The sequence below is a fragment of the Hydrocarboniphaga effusa AP103 genome, assembly GCF_000271305.1.
Lineage (GTDB): Bacteria > Pseudomonadota > Gammaproteobacteria > Nevskiales > Nevskiaceae > Hydrocarboniphaga > Hydrocarboniphaga effusa.
Genome location: NZ_AKGD01000001.1, coordinates 2,483,695 through 2,500,416 on the forward strand (window position 1 = coordinate 2,483,695; position 16,722 = coordinate 2,500,416).

Genomic DNA, 16,722 nt, shown 5'->3' on the forward strand with positions numbered 1-16,722 from the left:
GCCTCGAGGCATCATGAGTTTTCCAGAAATTCCTGCTGATCAGTCACCGGAATGGAGTTCCCTGCAATCCGCCGCTGCTCGCATCCGGCACCGAATCCGCGACGATGGCGTGTTGCGCCATTGCGATCCCGCGGCCGTGCTTGCGATCGAGGAACTGGGCATCGAACTCGACGGCACGCGTCAATGGTTGGATGCGGCGGCGCTCGATAGCCTTCACGCATTCGCGCGTGCACAGCAGCTCGAAGCTCGGCGCGATGCGCTGCTCGGCGGTGCGCTCGTCAATCACAGCGAACGGCGGGCGGCGCTGCACGGCGCCTTGCGTTCGCCGAAGACGGCCTCGATCGTGTCCGGCGGCCAGGATGTCGTGCCGCTGGTGCACGCAACGTTGGCGCGCATGCGCGAGCTTGCGGACGCGTTGCATGCCGGCCGGCTGACCGGCGCCGGCGGCACCCCGATCACGGACATCGTCAACATCGGCATCGGTGGCTCCGATCTCGGGCCGCGCCTGGTCTGCGACGCATTGCAGGATGAAGCCCCCGACCATCTGCGCGTGCATTTCCTGTCGAACGTCGACGGCACCGGCGCTGCTCGCCTGATGCGCAAGCTGCGTCCTGCCGCGACACTGTTCATTGTCAGCAGCAAGAGCTTTGCGACGCGGGAAACACGCCTCAACGCCAAAACCCTGTTCGCGTGGTGCCTGGCCTCGGGACTGTCGGCGAGCGAGTTGCAGGCGCAGGTCTTTGCTGTCACCGCCCGACCTGCTGCGGCTGAAGAATTCGGCATTGCAGCGGACAACATCCTGCCACTCTGGGATTGGGTCGGTGGCCGCTTCTCGGTATGGAGCGCGATCGGACTGCCGGTGGCCTTGCAGCTGGGCTATCGAAAGTTCGAGGAAATGCTCGCCGGGGCTGCAGCCATGGATCAGCATTTTGCCAAGGCCGAACTCGAACAGAACCTTCCGATGCGCATGGCTTTGCTGGCGATATGGAACGGCACGGTTCTGAACATGCCCAGCCATTGCGCAGTGGCGTACGACGATCGCCTGCGCTTGTTCGTCGATTGGCTGCAGCAACTGGAAATGGAGAGCAATGGAAAGGGGCGCACCGCTTCCGGCGAACGCCTCGCCTATGCCACCAGCCAGGTGGTCTGGGGAGGACTCGGCACCAATGATCAGCACGCCTACTTCCAGTTGCTGCGTGAAGGGACGCGCGAAACCAGCATCGATCTGCTTTGCGTTCAGCAGCCTTCACATGCTTGCGCCGAGCACCACGTTGCCTTGTTGGCCAACGCCCGCGCGCAAGCCGATGCGCTGGCCGACCGCGTAGGCGGTCGCGCTGGCGGAAATGCCGTGTCCGTACTCTCAATGAAAAAGTTCGACCCGCACATGCTCGGCATGCTGTTGTCGGCCTTCGAGCACCGCACTGCGATGATCGGAGCGGCGCTCGGCATCAACTCCTTCGATCAGCCTGGTGTGGAACTCGGCAAGCAGATGGCGGCAGCGCTGGAACAGGCCTGAGGGCGATGCATTCATCGGCGGACGTGCGAGTCAGACCCGCCGCGTTGCGCTGATGAAGTCGTGAATCGCCGCCATGCCTGCACGGCGGCAGATCGTCGGATTCCCTCGATCCTGCCGCTGCTCGCTCCCACGCTTGATCGGAGCGCGTTCATGCCAGCACGGCTCTGACGGCGCTTGCGTCGGAGTACGACCATGCCTGGCGGCATCGGGCCTGGTTGCCGCAATCGGAGGCACCGGCTTGTCCCCGCCCCGGCGAACGCAAGCTCGCATGCCGCGGTTCTTCTGTTGCTCGGAGGGTGGTTGTCACATGGCCGGCCCGGTTTACGTTCCGATTCTGGAGCCCGCCTCATGACGGGCATTCGCCGCTTCGAGAACAAGGTCGCGCTCGTGACCGGCGCCGGCATCGCGCGCCGGCGCCTTGAGGCTCGTCGAAGAAGGGGCGCGGGTGCTCGCGGTGAGCCGTGGCGACAACGTCGAAGCGCTCGCGGCCCTGCCTGTAGCGCCTTTCATCGCGCAGAGCCGATCGCTGGCCTAGCCGACCCGTCTCTTAATTGATTGATAGGAATCGGCTTGTTTCGGCTTCACTCAGCCGGTTGCGGGGAAATCTCGCGGTTTAATTTCTCTGTTGACACTCCCGGGGAGGGTCATTTAATTTGTTTACGAGAAAAAAATAAATAGAAGTACGAAGCGGCGGTGGGGAGAATCAACATGGCCTTCAACTGTGAATCGGGCGTGCATTCGCCGCGCGGCGGCAGTGTCCATCGGCGTTCGCCTTTTCGGGTGAACGCTCTGCGCCCTGCGGGAATCACGAGCGATTCACGTCGTCGAAAGAAGAGGCGGACGCAGTCCCCCTCAGGGCTTCGAACATTCACGAAATCTTCTGCCGATCGGTCGTGAGCGCTTTCCGGAAGCGCTGGTTCGGAATTCGCTTCCCCGCCTGAGCGTCCCGCGTCGCGGATCGGCTCTTGGCGGAGCGCGGAGCGGGCGATGGCGCATCCGCAAGGCTTCACGGCATCACCCACGAAACAACGGCCACTGGCTCGCCGTATGCGCGCCGGTGACTGGAAGTACGGATCGACGCTGCGTGGCGTCGAATGAAACGGCCGACGTAGCCAGCTTTTGCGAGGAGAAAATAATGAAAAATGTTGAGAAGCTGCTGAGAGTCTTGATGCACGGCGCCTTCTATGTGGCCAGTGCGTCCTTGGTTCCGGGTTGCAGCGTAAGCATTCAGTTCGATGAGGCGGATTTGGGCGCGGGCGGGATGCCCGAGGTTCCGGAAGAGCCGGAAGAACCGGGCGAATCCGACGTGCCGATCACCGACGTGCCCGCGACGGAGGGGCAGAGCCTCTTCGTCAGGAGCTCGGACCCGGGGCAGAACATCGCCGGCTTCGAGTTTTGCTGTGCGCAGTACGACACCTATCAAGAACACGGCTTTACCGATGCACAGGGAGACTTCATCAAGCTCGACGGCGGCTTCTGGGGCGCCGATATCGCGGGCCACATCGGCGAGCGGGTCTTTTCGAGCTATGGCGACGGCTACGAGGATGATACGGATACGACCGCCGCACAGCTCGGCCCGGGTGCCACCGGCGAGATCTCCAGCCCCGCCTTCGTCATCACCAAGGACTACATCAATTTTCTGATCGGCGGCGGCAGGAATCGATTCGATGGAGTCAATGCAACGGCTGTCGTCCTGATCGTCGACGGGGCCGTCGTAAGACAGGCCCCCGGCAACGACGAGGAGAACGAGATCGTCTGGACCAGTTGGGACGTGAGGGATCTCGAGGGGCAGACGGCCGTCGTCAAGTTCATCGACCATCATCCGAACGACGGCTCCGATACTGCGGTTCCGTACATCCTGGCGGATGAGTTTCGCGCTGCGGACAAGGCCGCCGTGGCTCCGCCTGCCGCCAGCAAAGTGCCCGCAACTCCGGTCTTGAGCGCGGCACCGGCCAGCGAGGGCGCGTCGGCCTTTACGCGCGTGGGCAACCCGGGGCAGAACATCGCGGGCTTCGAGTTCTGTTGTGGTGGCTACAACACCTATCAGGAGCATGGCTTTGTCAGCACGGGGGATATCATCCGGCTGAATGGCGGCCAGTGGGGCGCCGATATCGCGGGTACGGTCGGAGAGCGCCTGTTCGCCAGTTACGGTCCGGGATTCGCCGACGACATGGGTTCGTCGGGCGTCGACTACGGATGGGAGGCGACCGGCACGATGACCAGTCCCCAGTTCACGGTCACCACGCGATATCTCAACCTGCTCATCGGTGGCGGCACGAATGCTTACGATCAGCCGCTGGCGACGGCAGTGGTGCTGAGAGTCAACGGCAAGATCGTTCGCCACGCTACCGGTAACGGCATGGAGAAGCAGCTGAGCTGGGTGTCGTGGGATGTATCCGCGCTGATTGGTCAGACTGCGGTCATCGAGATCATCGATCGGCACGACAACTCGGCCAGCACGGGGGCCTGCCCCTTCATCCTGGTCGATGAAATTCGCGCCGCGAACAAGGCGGCTGTCGCGCCGGTCCCGAGTTCGATCGTCAGCACAGCGGAGGGTCACACGCAGCTGTTGAATCTCGATATGGCGGATGCCAATCCGTACTACGAGAACGGCGTCTATTACATCTACTACCTGCAGAATCTGGGATTCCATTCCTGGGCACTGGCGAAGACCAGCGATCTGCTGAACTCGACTTTTCCGCAGGAAGTGCTGCCGGCTTCGGGTGATGCGAGCCGACAAGACCAGTTCGTCGGGTCGGGAAGCGTGCTGAAAGCGCAGGATGGTCAGTACCATCTTTTCTATTCGGGTCACAACGCGGACCATGCGCCGGTCGAAGCCGTGATGCACGCCACGGCCGCCGACAACACCTTGACGAAATGGACACCCGTTGCTGCCGATACCTTCAGCGGATCGGCGGGTTACAGCGACTTCGATTTCCGCGATCCGTTCGTCTACTGGAACCAGTCTGCCGGAAAATACTGGATGCTGATCACCACACGGCATTCCTCGCAAGCCGCCATTGGTCTATACACGTCGACCAATCTGAGCAACTGGTCTGCCGAGCCTCCGTTGTACATCGAGGCATCTCCGTTGAATTTCGAAGTGGCCGATCAATTCACGCTCGGCGACACGCCTTACATCGTCTACTCCGATCAGCGTGATGCTTCCCGCCAGGTCAAGTATCTCCAGCAGAGCGGTGCCAACTGGATCAAACCCTCATTCGATGCACTGGATGGCAAGTGGTTCTATGCCGCGAGAAGCGCGGGAACGGCCGGCGAGCGCCTGCTGTTCGGATGGGTTCCCCATACCGTCGGCCGGGTCGACCATGCAGGCCCGGATTTTGGGGGCAGCCTGATGGTGCATCAGGTGGCCTCGCTCGGCAGCGGAGCGCTGGCCGTATCGATGCCCCAGCGCATTCGCGACGGTCTTGCTGCCATACAGCCCATCGCCATGGAGTGGTCTGCCGGAGGAGTCTCGGCCATCGGTACGACCGTCAATATGGAGGCGAACTCAGCGTTCACGCTCGCCGAACTCGGTGTGAAGAACCGCATGGCCTTCAAAGTCACGAGTGCCAATGCAGGCAGTACGTTCGGCATTCAATTGCGTCGCGAAATCAGCGGGCAGCCTGACGAACGGGCGTTCCTGAAAATAGATGCCTCAGCGGACAAGGCCGAGTTCTACTTTCAGGGCGAGGAGGGCGCGGCCTCCAATCCGAAAGTCGCTGTTCCGCTCGATAGTTCGGACGGGATCGATATCGAAGTGCTGCTCGATCCGGTGGCGGGTGTGGGGGCGGTGTATCTGAATCGGAATCGCGCGCTCAGCTTCCGGCTTTATGCGTTGGCCAACTACCAAGTCGGCCTGTTTTCCAACGCGGACGGTCTGACCGTGACCGATCTGAGTCGCTACACCAAGTAAGAGATGCGGAGCATCGGAGGATGAGGAAGTCCTCGTGCCTGCATTGTGTTGCTGGGTCTGAAGTCGTGTCGCGGATCGCTGCAAGGACTGGCAGTGATCCGCGACATGAAGCCAACGTCGCTGACGCATCCACCATTTTGTTGACAGGGGTTTGGGCCTCCTGTTTAATTAATTCACCAGAAATAAATAATACTGGATCAGCGGCGAGGAGATAGAAAAGCATGGCAACGCGCGTCGGCCAGGGCCGAAACTCGATCAATCTGAGACGCTACAACGAGCGGCTTGTTCTGCAGGTGCTGCGTCGCGTGGGCCCGGCATCCAAAGCGGATCTGGCGCGTCGTACCAATCTGGCCAACAGCGCGATCGGCAACATCGTGCAGGCGCTGGAAAACGATGGGCTGGTCGAACTCAAGGGACGCATGCTCGACGGGCAGCGCGGCCAGCCGGCCACGCTCTTGATGCTCAATCCCAAGGGGGCTTTCGGAGTAGGCGTCCGCCTCGACCGCGAGTTGATCGAAACTGTTCTTACCGATTTCAACGGCGAAATCCTCACGCGCCGGGTACATCGTCAGCTGCTTCCGTTGCCTCAAGACGCATTGAAGCTGGTGTGTCGGGACATCAAGGACGTGCTGAAGGTGATCCCGCCACGGCAGCGAGAGCGACTGGCCGGTATCGGGTTGGCACAGCCCTACAATCTGGGCGCCTGGCTAAACGAACTGGGCTACGCCGGCAAGGATTTTCTGCCCTGGGACGACTATGACTTCGCGGCGGAACTTTCCCGCGCGACCGGCATTCCGGTCTTCAGCGAGAACGACGCCAACGCCGCGGTCATCGCCGAACTGTTCTACGGTTGTGGCCGCAGGTTCGATGACTTCGCGTATGTGTTCATGGGCGCTGTCATCGGCGGAGGTGCGGTGATCGCCGGTGAATGCCTCCTCGGTGCGTCCGGGAACGCGTGCGACATCGCCGTCATGCCGGTGCCCTCGAGCACCTTGCCTTCTGCACGTCCGAATCGAGCCGCATGGGACATCCTGCTATCTCGTGCATCGCTGAACGCGCTGGAGCGCCACCTGCGTCACTCCGGCCTGCACATAGGCTCAAACGTTGCCGAACTGGAACCCTATGTGGCGCAGCGCCATCCAGCCGTCATGGAGTGGCTGGACGACTGCGTCGATGCACTCGCGCCGGCTTTACGCTCGATCGTGTGTCTGCTCGACGTGCCGGTTCTGGTCATCGACTCCGACGTCGATGCGGGGTTGATCGACTGCTTGATGGAGCGCCTGAGAAACCTGCTGCAGCAACAGGCGCCCGAAGCGCGAAGTGTGCCCGAGTTCGTCCGTGGCACTTTCGGATCCGACGCAGGTGCCGTTGGAGCCGCCTGCCTGCCGATGTTTTTCAGTTATTCGCCGCGCGCTGAAATCCTGCGCGGCAGCGTCGAATCGATAGAGGCAGATCATGCCGGTTGAACAGAAGCAGGCCCCCATCCTGGAGATGCGCCGGATCTCCAAAAGCTTTCCCGGAGTCAAGGCTCTGTCCGAGGTGTCGTTGACCTTGCGGGCCGGAGAGATTCACGCACTGATGGGGGAGAACGGCGCGGGCAAATCGACCCTGATGAAGATCTTGTCCGGTGCCTACACGGCCGATCCGGGCAGTCGCATCCTGATCGATGGCTGCGAAGTGACGATCAACGGACCGCTGAGCGCACGCGCGCTCGGCATTGCGGTGATCTATCAGGAGTTCAGTCTTTCCGCCAATCTCACCGTCGCGGAGAACATTTATCTGGGCAGGGAGTTGCGTCGCTTAGGCGTGGTCGACCGCCGCGCGATGGCGAAGGGGTGCGAGCCCATCCTGCGGCGCCTCGGAGCAAGCTTTGGTCCCGAGGCGCTGGTCAGTGATCTTTCCATCGCGGAGCGTCAGCTGGTGGAAATCGCACGCGCGCTGCATGCCAAGGCGCGCATCCTGGTGATGGACGAGCCCACCACGCCATTGTCGTCTCGCGAAACCGGTCAGCTTTTCAGCATGATCCGCGAGCTGCGCGAAGACGGAATGGCGATTGTCTATATCAGCCATCGGATGGAAGAAATCTACGAGCTCGCGGACCAGGTTTCCGTGCTGCGCGATGGAACCTACGTGGGGACGCTGGATCGCAGCGTGCTCTCGGCCGAAACGCTGGTGAAGATGATGGTCGGGCGCGACCTTTCGGGGTTCTACAAAAAAACCCACGACGTCTATCAACGCGGCGAATGCGTGCTCTCCGTACGTGGCCTCTCCGACGGGCGCCGTGTCCGCAACTGCAGTTTCGATCTGCATGCCGGTGAAGTGCTCGGCATCGCCGGTCTGGTGGGCGCCGGACGGACGGAACTGGCGCGTTTGCTGTTCGGCGCCGAGCGTCGGCGCTCCGGTTCGATTCGCCTGCGCGGCGCCGACATCAATATGCGCACGCCTCTGGACGCCATCCGCGCGGGCCTGGCGTATCTGACCGAGGATCGCAAAGCGCAGGGCTTGTTTCTCGACATGAGCGTCAACGAGAACATCAACGTCTGCACCTATTCCCGCGAGGCGCGCGCAGGCGTGCTGAGCTTGTCGAAAGCACGGCTGCGCAGCCGTGATGCCATTCGAACGCTCGGCATTCGTGTGCACTCGCCGGACGTCAATGTCGGATCGCTCTCCGGTGGCAACCAGCAGAAAGTGCTGCTGTCGCGGCTCATCGAACTGAGCCCGCATGTTCTGATCCTCGATGAGCCGACGCGAGGCGTGGACATCGGAGCGAAATCCGAGATCTACAGGATCATCGCGAAGCTCGCCCAGGAAGGCATGGCGGTCGTCGTGATCTCCAGCGAACTGCCCGAGATCATCGGCACTGCCGATCGGGTCCTCGTCATGCGGGAGGGCGAGCTCGTTGGCGAGCTTGGAGGCGATACCGGTCAGCCGATTACGCAGGAAGCGGTGATTGCCCTGGCGACCAGCGGCGATCGGGCGAGCTTGTCCGCAGCAGCCTGATTCCGTACCCACACAGCAAACGAAACGCCCATGAAATCTTCAGGTACGACAACCATGCCCCCCCTGTCAGGCCAGCCCGGCACCCATTTTCGCGAGCACTTGATGCGATGGTTTCGCGCCGCCGGCATGTTGCCCGTGCTCCTGGTGCTCTGCCTTGGATTCAGCCTGGGTGCAGAGGGCTTTCTGAGTGCACAGAACCTGTCCATCGTGACGCAGCAGGCGTCGATCAACATCGTTCTGGCAGCAGGGCTCACGTTCGTGATTCTCACGGGTGGCATCGATCTGTCCGTCGGCTCGGTGCTGGCGGCTTCGGCGGTGATTGCAGTGCTGGTGTCGAACGTGCCCGGTTACGGCATGTTGAGCATTCCGGCGGCCATTTTCACCGGGCTGGCATTCGGTCTGATCAACGGCGGCCTGATCGCGGGTCTGAAACTCCCTCCGTTCATCGTGACCCTCGGTTCGCTGACGGCGGTTCGCGGTATCGCCCGACTGATGGCGGACGACAAGACCGTGTTCAACCCGGACCTGCCGTTTGCCTTCGTCGGCAACGAGTCCGTTCTGGGGATGCCGTGGCTGGTGGTGATCGCAATGGCGGTTGTGGGAGCTTCGTGGTTCATCCTGCGGTGCACGGTTCTCGGTGTGCAGATCTACTGTGTCGGCGGCAACCCGGATGCCGCCCGGCTTTCCGGCATCAAAGTCTGGAAGGTGCTGCTGTTCACCTATGCCATCTCCGGGCTGTTGTCGGGCATTGGCGCGATCATGACGACGTCGCGGCTGTTTGCCGCCAATGGTCTGCAACTTGGCCAGTCGTACGAGCTCGATGCCATCGCCGCCGTGATACTCGGCGGCACCAGTTTCGTCGGCGGTGTCGGCTCGATCGTGGGCACCCTGGTAGGCGCGTTGATCATCGCGGTTCTGACCAATGGCCTGATCCTGCTGGGCGTGTCCGATATCTGGCAGTACATCATCAAGGGAATCGTGATCATCGGCGCTGTCGTGCTCGATCGTTACCGCCGTTCGGGTGCCCGTACATAACCATTGACAAGCATCAGGCTTCCCGGCCGAGCGTCGCCGGCAGAAGCCGAGGAGGAGTTGCATGATCAGATTGTTTTTCACCGCAGCGCTGGTGTCCTTGGCCTGCATCGCCAACCCGGCGGCGGCCAAGGAACTGAAGTCCATCGGGGTCACCGTCGGTTCGCTGGGGAATCCCTTTTTTGTCGCCATCGTGCGTGGTGTGGAAAGCCAGGCCAAGCTGTTGAACCCGCACGTCAAGGTGACTGCGCTGTCTGCGGACTACGACCTCAACAAGCAGTTCAATCAGATCGACAGCTTCATATCGGCGCGCGTCGACATGATCGTCATCAACGCAGCCGATCCGAAAGCCATCGAGCCCGCCGTGCGTCGTGCGCAGAAAGCGGGAATCGTGGTGATCGCTGTCGACGTGTCGGCCGCAGGGGCCGATGCCACGGTGCAAACCGACAACGTCAAAGCCGGAGCGATGGCTTGTCAGCACATCGTCGACAAGCTGCAAGGCAAGGGCAACGTCATCATCGAGAACGGGCCGCAGGTGTCGGCCGTGATCGATCGCGTCAATGGCTGCAAGAGCGTGCTTTCAAAGCAGCCCGGCATCAAGGTGCTGTCGGATGATCAGGATGGCAAGGGTTCACGCGATGGCGGCCTCAGCGTGATGCAGGGGCTGCTGGTGCGCTTTCCGAAGATCGACGGCGTGTTCGCCACCAATGATCCGCAGGCGATCGGCAGCGATCTGGCCGCGCGGCAGTTCAAGCGTACCGGCATCGTGATCACCTCTGTGGACGGCGCTCCGGACATCGAAGTCGCCCTCAAGAACAAGAACAGCCTGATCTCCGCCTCCGCCAGCCAGAACCCCTGGGCGATGGCGCGCCAGGCAGTGGAGCTGGGCGCTGGCATCGTCGGTGGCAAGCGTCCCGAGCAACCGGTACTGCTGATCCCTCCGACCCTGGTCACGCGTGATGACGTCGCCACTTATCGGGGCTGGGCCACGCCTCAATGATCGGATTGGTCGTGCGCGCAACCGACGTCTCTCCCCGTGATTCCTCCTGCGAAAGGTAGTCCCATGTTTCTGGTGTGTGGTGAAGCGCTGTTCGATGTGTTCATTGCGGGAAGTGCCGGCGCGCATTTGCAGATGGCTGCCCGGCCCGGCGGCTCGCCGTTCAACGTCGCCATCGGCTTGGCGCGCCAGGAAAAGCCGGTCCAGTTTTTTGGAGGTATCGCCAACGACATGTTGGGAAGCCGGCTTGTGTCCGCCTTGGAGGCCGACGGAGTCGGCGTCCAGTACCTGGTTCGGCTCGATGCTCCAACGGCGCTGGGGCTGGTCAGCGCGGACATCGGCGGGAATCCGGAATATGCCTTTTACGGCGTGGGCACGGCGGATCGCGGGATCACGGTCCAGCATCTGATGAGGCTGGACGAGAGCATCCGGGCGATTCATATCGGCTCGTTCAGCGCGGTAGTGGAGCCTGTCGGCCTGACTTTTGAAACCCTGATCCGTCGTGAGCGCGGCACTCGCCTGATTTCCTACGATCCGAATGTGCGGCTCAACGTCGAGCCATCGATCGAAGTCTGGCTCGCGCGTATAGAACAACTCGTGAAACTGTCGGATGTCATCAAGATCAGCGAAGAAGATGTTCAGCTCATCTATCACGGAATCCAGCATGCGGAGCTTGCACATCGCTGGCTCGATGCCGGCGCCGCACTGGTGGTGATCACTCGAGGCGAGCGCGGTGCGCGGGCTTGGAATCATTCTGCCTTTGCGGAAGTGGATGGCAAGCCCGTCGATGTCATCGACACGGTGGGGGCGGGAGATACATTTCAGTCGGCAATGCTGAGCTGGCTGGCCGATACCGGAAATCTGGCGGCAGGCGCGGCCTCGTCCATCGATTCGATCCATCTCCACCGCATGCTGGAATACGCCGCCCAAGCCGCCGCATTGACCTGTACCAGGCTGGGCGCCGACATGCCGTACAAGGCGGACATCATCGATTGGATGTGCAGTCGCTCAACGGCCGACCGCGCCTGGCTCGGGTAACTGGTCCGTCTGTTTCAGACGGTCCAAGCAACGCGACAAGAGGAAAACCAGCAGCGGAAATCTGAAACCAACTAACCAGGCACTGCGGCGGTGCAACGCAGGCTCGCTTGGAACATTGCACCGAGATAGCGCTGGCCGCGCGGGATTGTCCGATTTGACTCAAATCGGCAGCGTCCCCTCTTTGCCGACGGCAGCCGATATCTCCCAGCGAACATTTTCCAGATCGCCTTTGCGATGTGGGGGGGGCTCTCTTTGGCCTGCCCATCGTCGGTTTCAGGTAGCCGTATCTCCACGTCGGTGGGGAGAAAACCGCCAGAAGCTCGATTCGAGTTTCAGCAGCAAGCAGTTCTCTGGCAGCAACGATGACAACTAACGTGAGGAGAGAGGGGGAGAACCATGAACACCACGCCATTATATATGTTGTACACGCTCGCGGCCGCCTGTGTGGCTGGCTGCAGCGTGGCTCATGCGCAGGACGACTCGGCGGCGCCGAGTACGCAGGAGGTCAGCGAGGACAAGGACGCATCCGAGCAAGGCGAGGAACCGGCCGCTTCGACCGGTGCCATCGAAGAGATCGTCGTGACGGGCTACTCGACGTCCGCTAAGAAAGACATCATCGGCGCCGCCTCGGTCGTGGATATCGGCGAGATCGCCGATCAGCCTTCGGGCAACGTCATTCGCAGCTTGCAGGGCCGATTACCCGGTGTGCAGATCACCACCAGCGGCAACCCGAATGCCAAAGCGCTGATACGCATTCGTGGACAAGGACTGGGACCTCTGGGGTTCAACGACCCGCTGTACGTCATTGATGGTGTGCCCACGCTTGCGGGGCTGGAGTCCCTCAACCCGAACGATATCGATTCGATCCAGGTTCTGAGGGATGCGGCGACTGCGAGCATTTATGGCGCGCGCGCAGGTAACGGCGTCATCGTCATCACGACGAAGAAGGGCGCGCCCGGAATGGATCTGTCCATCCGTGCGAACCAGTCGATCGAGCAGTTCGGCTACAACGTTCACCCCTTGAACACCCCGCAGCGTGCGCAGGCTGTGTTCAATGCTGCGATCAATGATCGAACCCATCCGAATAATGCCAGCTCGCTTTATCTCTACGACTGGAACAACGACTTCGACAACCCTGTCCTCAATGGAGTGACTTACGGTCGCTTTACCGATGCCGCGGGCAATCGCTACATCGACGGTGCAATGACCATGCAGCCGGCCAACACCAACTGGTTCGAGGCCGTCACGCAGCAGGCAACCGTTCGCGATGTCAACGTATCGCTCTCGAACGCCGGCGAAGGATCGAGGTTCTATACATCGGTCGGTTACTACGATGCCAGAGGCATCGTGAAGGAATCCGGCTTCGAAAGGATTTCGCTGCGACTGAATTCGGATCACAGCCTGTTCGACGACAAAGTCACCATCGGCGAAAACTTCTACATCAACAATCAACGCGAGAATGTGGTCAACGATCTGGCCGGACAGATCCTCGGCCTCGCCATCGAGCAGCAATCGATCGTGCCGATCCGCACCGCGGACGGCAAGGGCTATGGAGGACCGACCGGGGGCGTCACGGATCGCGACAATCCGGTTCGGATCATCGATCAGAACAAGGACAACATCAGCAGGTTCAACAAGGTCATGGGCAACATCTTTGTTGAGTATCGCCCGATCGAAGATCTCCAGCTGAGAAGCAACCTGGGCATCGACTACGGCAGGTTCTATTTCAGGAACTACAAACGCGCTGCGCAAGCGGGAAATCTGAGCTTTCTGGACAGTCTCAACACTTCCGAATCCTGGCAGTACACGCTGGTCTTCTCCAACACCGGCGAATACAAATTCACGTTGGGTGACGATCACAACTTCACGGTCCTGGCGGGCACCGAGACCATCGATTTCAGGTCCGAGAACTTCTTTGGGGCCGTCAGCGGCTTCGCTTCCCTGAACCGGAATTTCGCCTACCTCAGCCAAGGGACGACCAACCCTTCAGTGGGAGGCGGCGGCGATTCCTGGGGATTGCAGTCTTACTTCACGAAGATCGATTACGACTACGACCAGAAATACCTGGCCTCCGTGACGGTACGTCGCGATGGATCCTCGCGGTTCGGAAGCAACAACCGCTGGGGCAACTTTCCCTCGGTATCCGCGGGCTGGAGAATCTCCAACGAGCCGTTCTTCAACCTCGATTCGATCAACGATCTGAAGTTCCGTGCGAGTTGGGGCCAGAACGGAAACCAGGAGATCAGCACCGGCGCCACGTCTACGATCTTCGTGCCGCGATACTCGACGACGTCGCTGTTCACCAACCAGCAGGATGAGGGAACGGCCTACGATCTCAATGGCGTCAATTCGGGCAGCCTGCCATCGGGCTTCGCGAGAGTTCAGATGGGCAACGAGGATCTGAAGTGGGAGACCTCGACCCAGACGAATCTGGGCCTCGATTTCTCGATGCTGGACAACCAGTTCTTCGGCTCTTTCGACTGGTTCAGGAAGCGCACGGACGACATCCTGACCCTCACCAAGCCGCTCGCCGCCGAGGGGGAGGGTGCACTTCGGGTGGTCAACGGCGGCACGATCGAGAACAAAGGTTTCGAAATCCTGCTGGGATACAACACGGCGCTCGAGTTCGATCGTATCGGACGGTTTGACGTCAGCGTGTCGGCGAACTACTCCGTCGTCACCAACAAGGTGCTTGCGCTGCCCGATGACGTCGTGAACTCGTTCGGTGGCGATGGCCAGACCAAAACCATCCTTGGCCGATCGGTCAACTCGATCTTCGGCTACTACGCCGACGGACTTTTCCAGAATCAGGCCGAGGTCGAGGCCCACGCCACTCAGTCGGGTGCCGCACCAGGCCGGATTCGATACCGGGATCTCAATGGCGACGGCGTCATCAACGACAAGGACCAGGACTTTTTCGGTACCACCGATCCCGATTCCACGTTCGGCCTGAACTTCGATGTGAAGTACCAGAACTGGGACTTCAACATGTTCTGGCAAGGCGTGCATGGTGGCCTGGTGAAGAACTACTGGCAGGGCTTCACGGACTTCACATCGCTGAATGCAGGCTCCAACTACGGCTATCGCACCCTCGATGCCTGGTCGCCGTCAAACACGGGCAGCAGTGTTCCGGCGCTGACCCTGGTGGACAGCAACAATGAAGGACGGGAATCGACCTACTACTGGGAAAAGGGCACGTATCTGAAGCTGCGTAACCTTTCCGTCGGATATTCACCGGCGGGTCGCGTACTGAGCTTTTTCAACTTGAAGACTGCCCGTGTTTTCCTGCAGGCGCAGAACATTCTGACCGTCAAGCCAAGTGGAACGCTCATCCAGGATCCGGAGAGCCCCGGCAGTTCGTTCCCGGTACCGAAGCGGTACACGTTTGGCCTCGAGGCCACGTTCTAGTCCGGCGCTGCGATCCGACCCGGACAAACCAAATTAAGCGATGAGGAGCTGGACATGAAGATCCATCACAAGAAACTGCTGCCGCTTGCGCTGATCCTTGCGCTGTCGGCGTGCGGCGAGGCAGGGCTCGAGAAGGAGCCTTCCGGAACACTCACCGAAGCTGAAGTTCAGACCATCGAGAATCTCGATGGTCTGGTGACTGCAGCGTATTCCTATATTGGAAACGACCACTACACGGCTCCCAACTTCCTGTGGCCGACGGGAAACCTGAGGGCAGGCGACGCGCACAAGGGAGGTAACGGTCCCAGCGATATCTTCGTCTATCACGCGCTGTCGATGTACAACCTGATCGTGCCCGACATGGCGTCGTTCCCGCCCGATTTCGTCGATCTGAACGACAAGAAATGGCAACGAAACTACACTGCCATCTCTCGTGCCAATACAGCCCTGCGCACGATGGCCGACGTTTCGGATGCCGACTATCCGCAGAAGGCGATACGCCAGGGCGAGCTTCATTTCCTGCGTGGCCTCGTCTACTTCGACTTGAAGATTCATCACAAGCACGTTCCCTACATCGACGAGAATGTCCCGCAGGACGACATCAAGAACATCTCCAACATGCAGTTCTCCGATCAGGAGCTGTGGGATCTGATCGTCACCGATTTCAGGATCGCGGCGGAAAAGCTTCCGCCTACTCAAACTCAGGTGGGTCGTGCGGCAAAGTTCGCCGCCAAGGCGATGCTGGCCAAGGCGCTGCTGTATCAGGCCTATGTCCAGAACGATACGCACGCTGTGGTATCGATCGATCAGGCCAAGCTCCGGGAGGTAGTGAGCCTGGTCGAGGAAATCGAAGCTTCGGGGCTGTATGGACTGCTATCGGATTACGGCGACAACTTCCTGCCGCAGTTCGACAACAACAAGGAGTCGGTCTTTGCGATTCAGCGCTCGGTCGACGATGGCTCGGTTGAAGGCAACGGCGGGCGCGGATCGTGGCCTACTGCGCTGAACTATCCGGTCGGAAACAGCGGGTTCGGCTGCTGCGGGTTCCATATTCCGACGGAAAACTTCGTCAACTCCTTCAAGACTCAAAATGGGCTGCCGTACGACGCGGCAAACAACGCGAACTACAAGCTGTCAGATCCGGTCGATCCACGCCTCGATCACACGGTCTCGATGGAGGGAAAGCCTTTCAAGTACAGCACCGGCACCGGTCCGACCGCCGTTCATCAGGGGAACGCATGGGCACGCAACCCGGCCACTTACGGTAGCTATGTGTCGATGAAGGAACTCGTGAGTCGCGACAGTCCGGCGCTTGCTCAGAATGGACCGTTCTTCATTTCCTCGATGAACACCGTGCTGGTTCGGTACGCCGATGTGCTGCTGTGGAAAGCCGAGGCCCTGATCGAACTCGGGCGGCAAGACGAAGCCCTACCCATCATCAATAGCTTGAGAACACGGGCTGCCAACAGTCAGGGCCGGCTCGTCGGCACGGGCAGTACTTACCGCATCTCGACCTATTCGTCATTCGCCGATCAGGAGGCCGCACGCAAAGCGTTGAGGATCGAGCGGCGTTTGGAGCTTGGGCTTGAGGGCTATCGCTTCTTCGACTTGGTACGTTGGGGCGTCGCCAAGTCGACGATCGATGCCTATCTCGCGGTGGAAGGGGGCCGCAAGCCCTACCTCCAGAGTGCCTCGTTCACGGCAGGCAGGGACGAGTATCTGCCCATTCCGCAGCAGCAGATCAATTTGAGTCGCGGCCTGTACCAGCAGTTGCCCGGCTATTGAGCCATCAGACTCTTCGCAGCAGCGATCGGT

At 60.7% G+C, this 16,722-nt stretch carries 8 protein-coding genes and 1 pseudogene; all 9 read left to right on the forward strand.

The genetic code is table 11. The annotated features are described in order from the left end of the window. Positions 1–13 precede the first annotated feature (13 nt). The 9 genes and pseudogenes from pgi (at position 14) to WQQ_RS10940 (ending at position 16,692) form a co-directional block, all read left to right on the forward strand. Positions 14–1,516, forward strand: coding sequence for a glucose-6-phosphate isomerase (gene pgi / locus WQQ_RS10900; protein WP_007185219.1), 1,503 nt, complete (start codon positions 14–16; stop codon positions 1,514–1,516). A 1,135-nt stretch (positions 1,517–2,651) separates the two neighbouring features. After that, a complete protein-coding gene (locus WQQ_RS10905; protein ID WP_157534584.1) occupies positions 2,652–5,432 on the forward strand; it encodes a glycoside hydrolase family 32 protein in 2,781 nt (926 codons plus the stop codon). A gap of 221 nt (positions 5,433–5,653) precedes the next feature. Beyond that, positions 5,654–6,898: an ROK family transcriptional regulator gene (locus tag WQQ_RS10910; protein ID WP_007185224.1), complete on the forward strand. Its 1,245-nt coding sequence runs from the start codon at positions 5,654–5,656 to the stop codon at positions 6,896–6,898. Continuing rightward, positions 6,888–8,432, forward strand: coding sequence for a sugar ABC transporter ATP-binding protein (locus tag WQQ_RS10915; protein ID WP_040453401.1), 1,545 nt, complete (start codon positions 6,888–6,890; stop codon positions 8,430–8,432). Before WQQ_RS10910 ends, WQQ_RS10915 begins: the two co-directional genes overlap by 11 nt. A gap of 114 nt (positions 8,433–8,546) precedes the next feature. Further along, positions 8,547–9,467 (forward strand): annotated as a pseudogene (locus WQQ_RS10920) (ABC transporter permease subunit); the annotation flags it as partial. Positions 9,468–9,528: 61 nt separating this feature from the next. Then, on the forward strand, positions 9,529–10,464 hold the full coding sequence (locus tag WQQ_RS10925) for an ABC transporter substrate-binding protein (RefSeq protein ID WP_007185227.1): 936 nt from the start codon (positions 9,529–9,531) through the stop codon (positions 10,462–10,464). Between the two features lie 63 nt (positions 10,465–10,527). Next, a complete protein-coding gene (locus WQQ_RS10930; RefSeq protein ID WP_007185228.1) occupies positions 10,528–11,499 on the forward strand; it encodes a carbohydrate kinase family protein in 972 nt (323 codons plus the stop codon). 396 nt (positions 11,500–11,895) lie between these two features. Continuing rightward, positions 11,896–14,907 (forward strand): SusC/RagA family TonB-linked outer membrane protein, encoded by a 3,012-nt coding sequence (locus tag WQQ_RS10935; RefSeq protein ID WP_202800623.1) that lies wholly within the window; start codon positions 11,896–11,898, stop codon positions 14,905–14,907. Between the two features lie 54 nt (positions 14,908–14,961). Beyond that, positions 14,962–16,692 carry a RagB/SusD family nutrient uptake outer membrane protein gene (locus tag WQQ_RS10940; RefSeq protein ID WP_007185230.1) on the forward strand — a complete coding sequence of 577 codons (1,731 nt, stop codon included), beginning with the start codon at positions 14,962–14,964 and terminating at the stop codon, positions 16,690–16,692. The last annotated feature ends 30 nt before the right edge of the window (positions 16,693–16,722 follow it).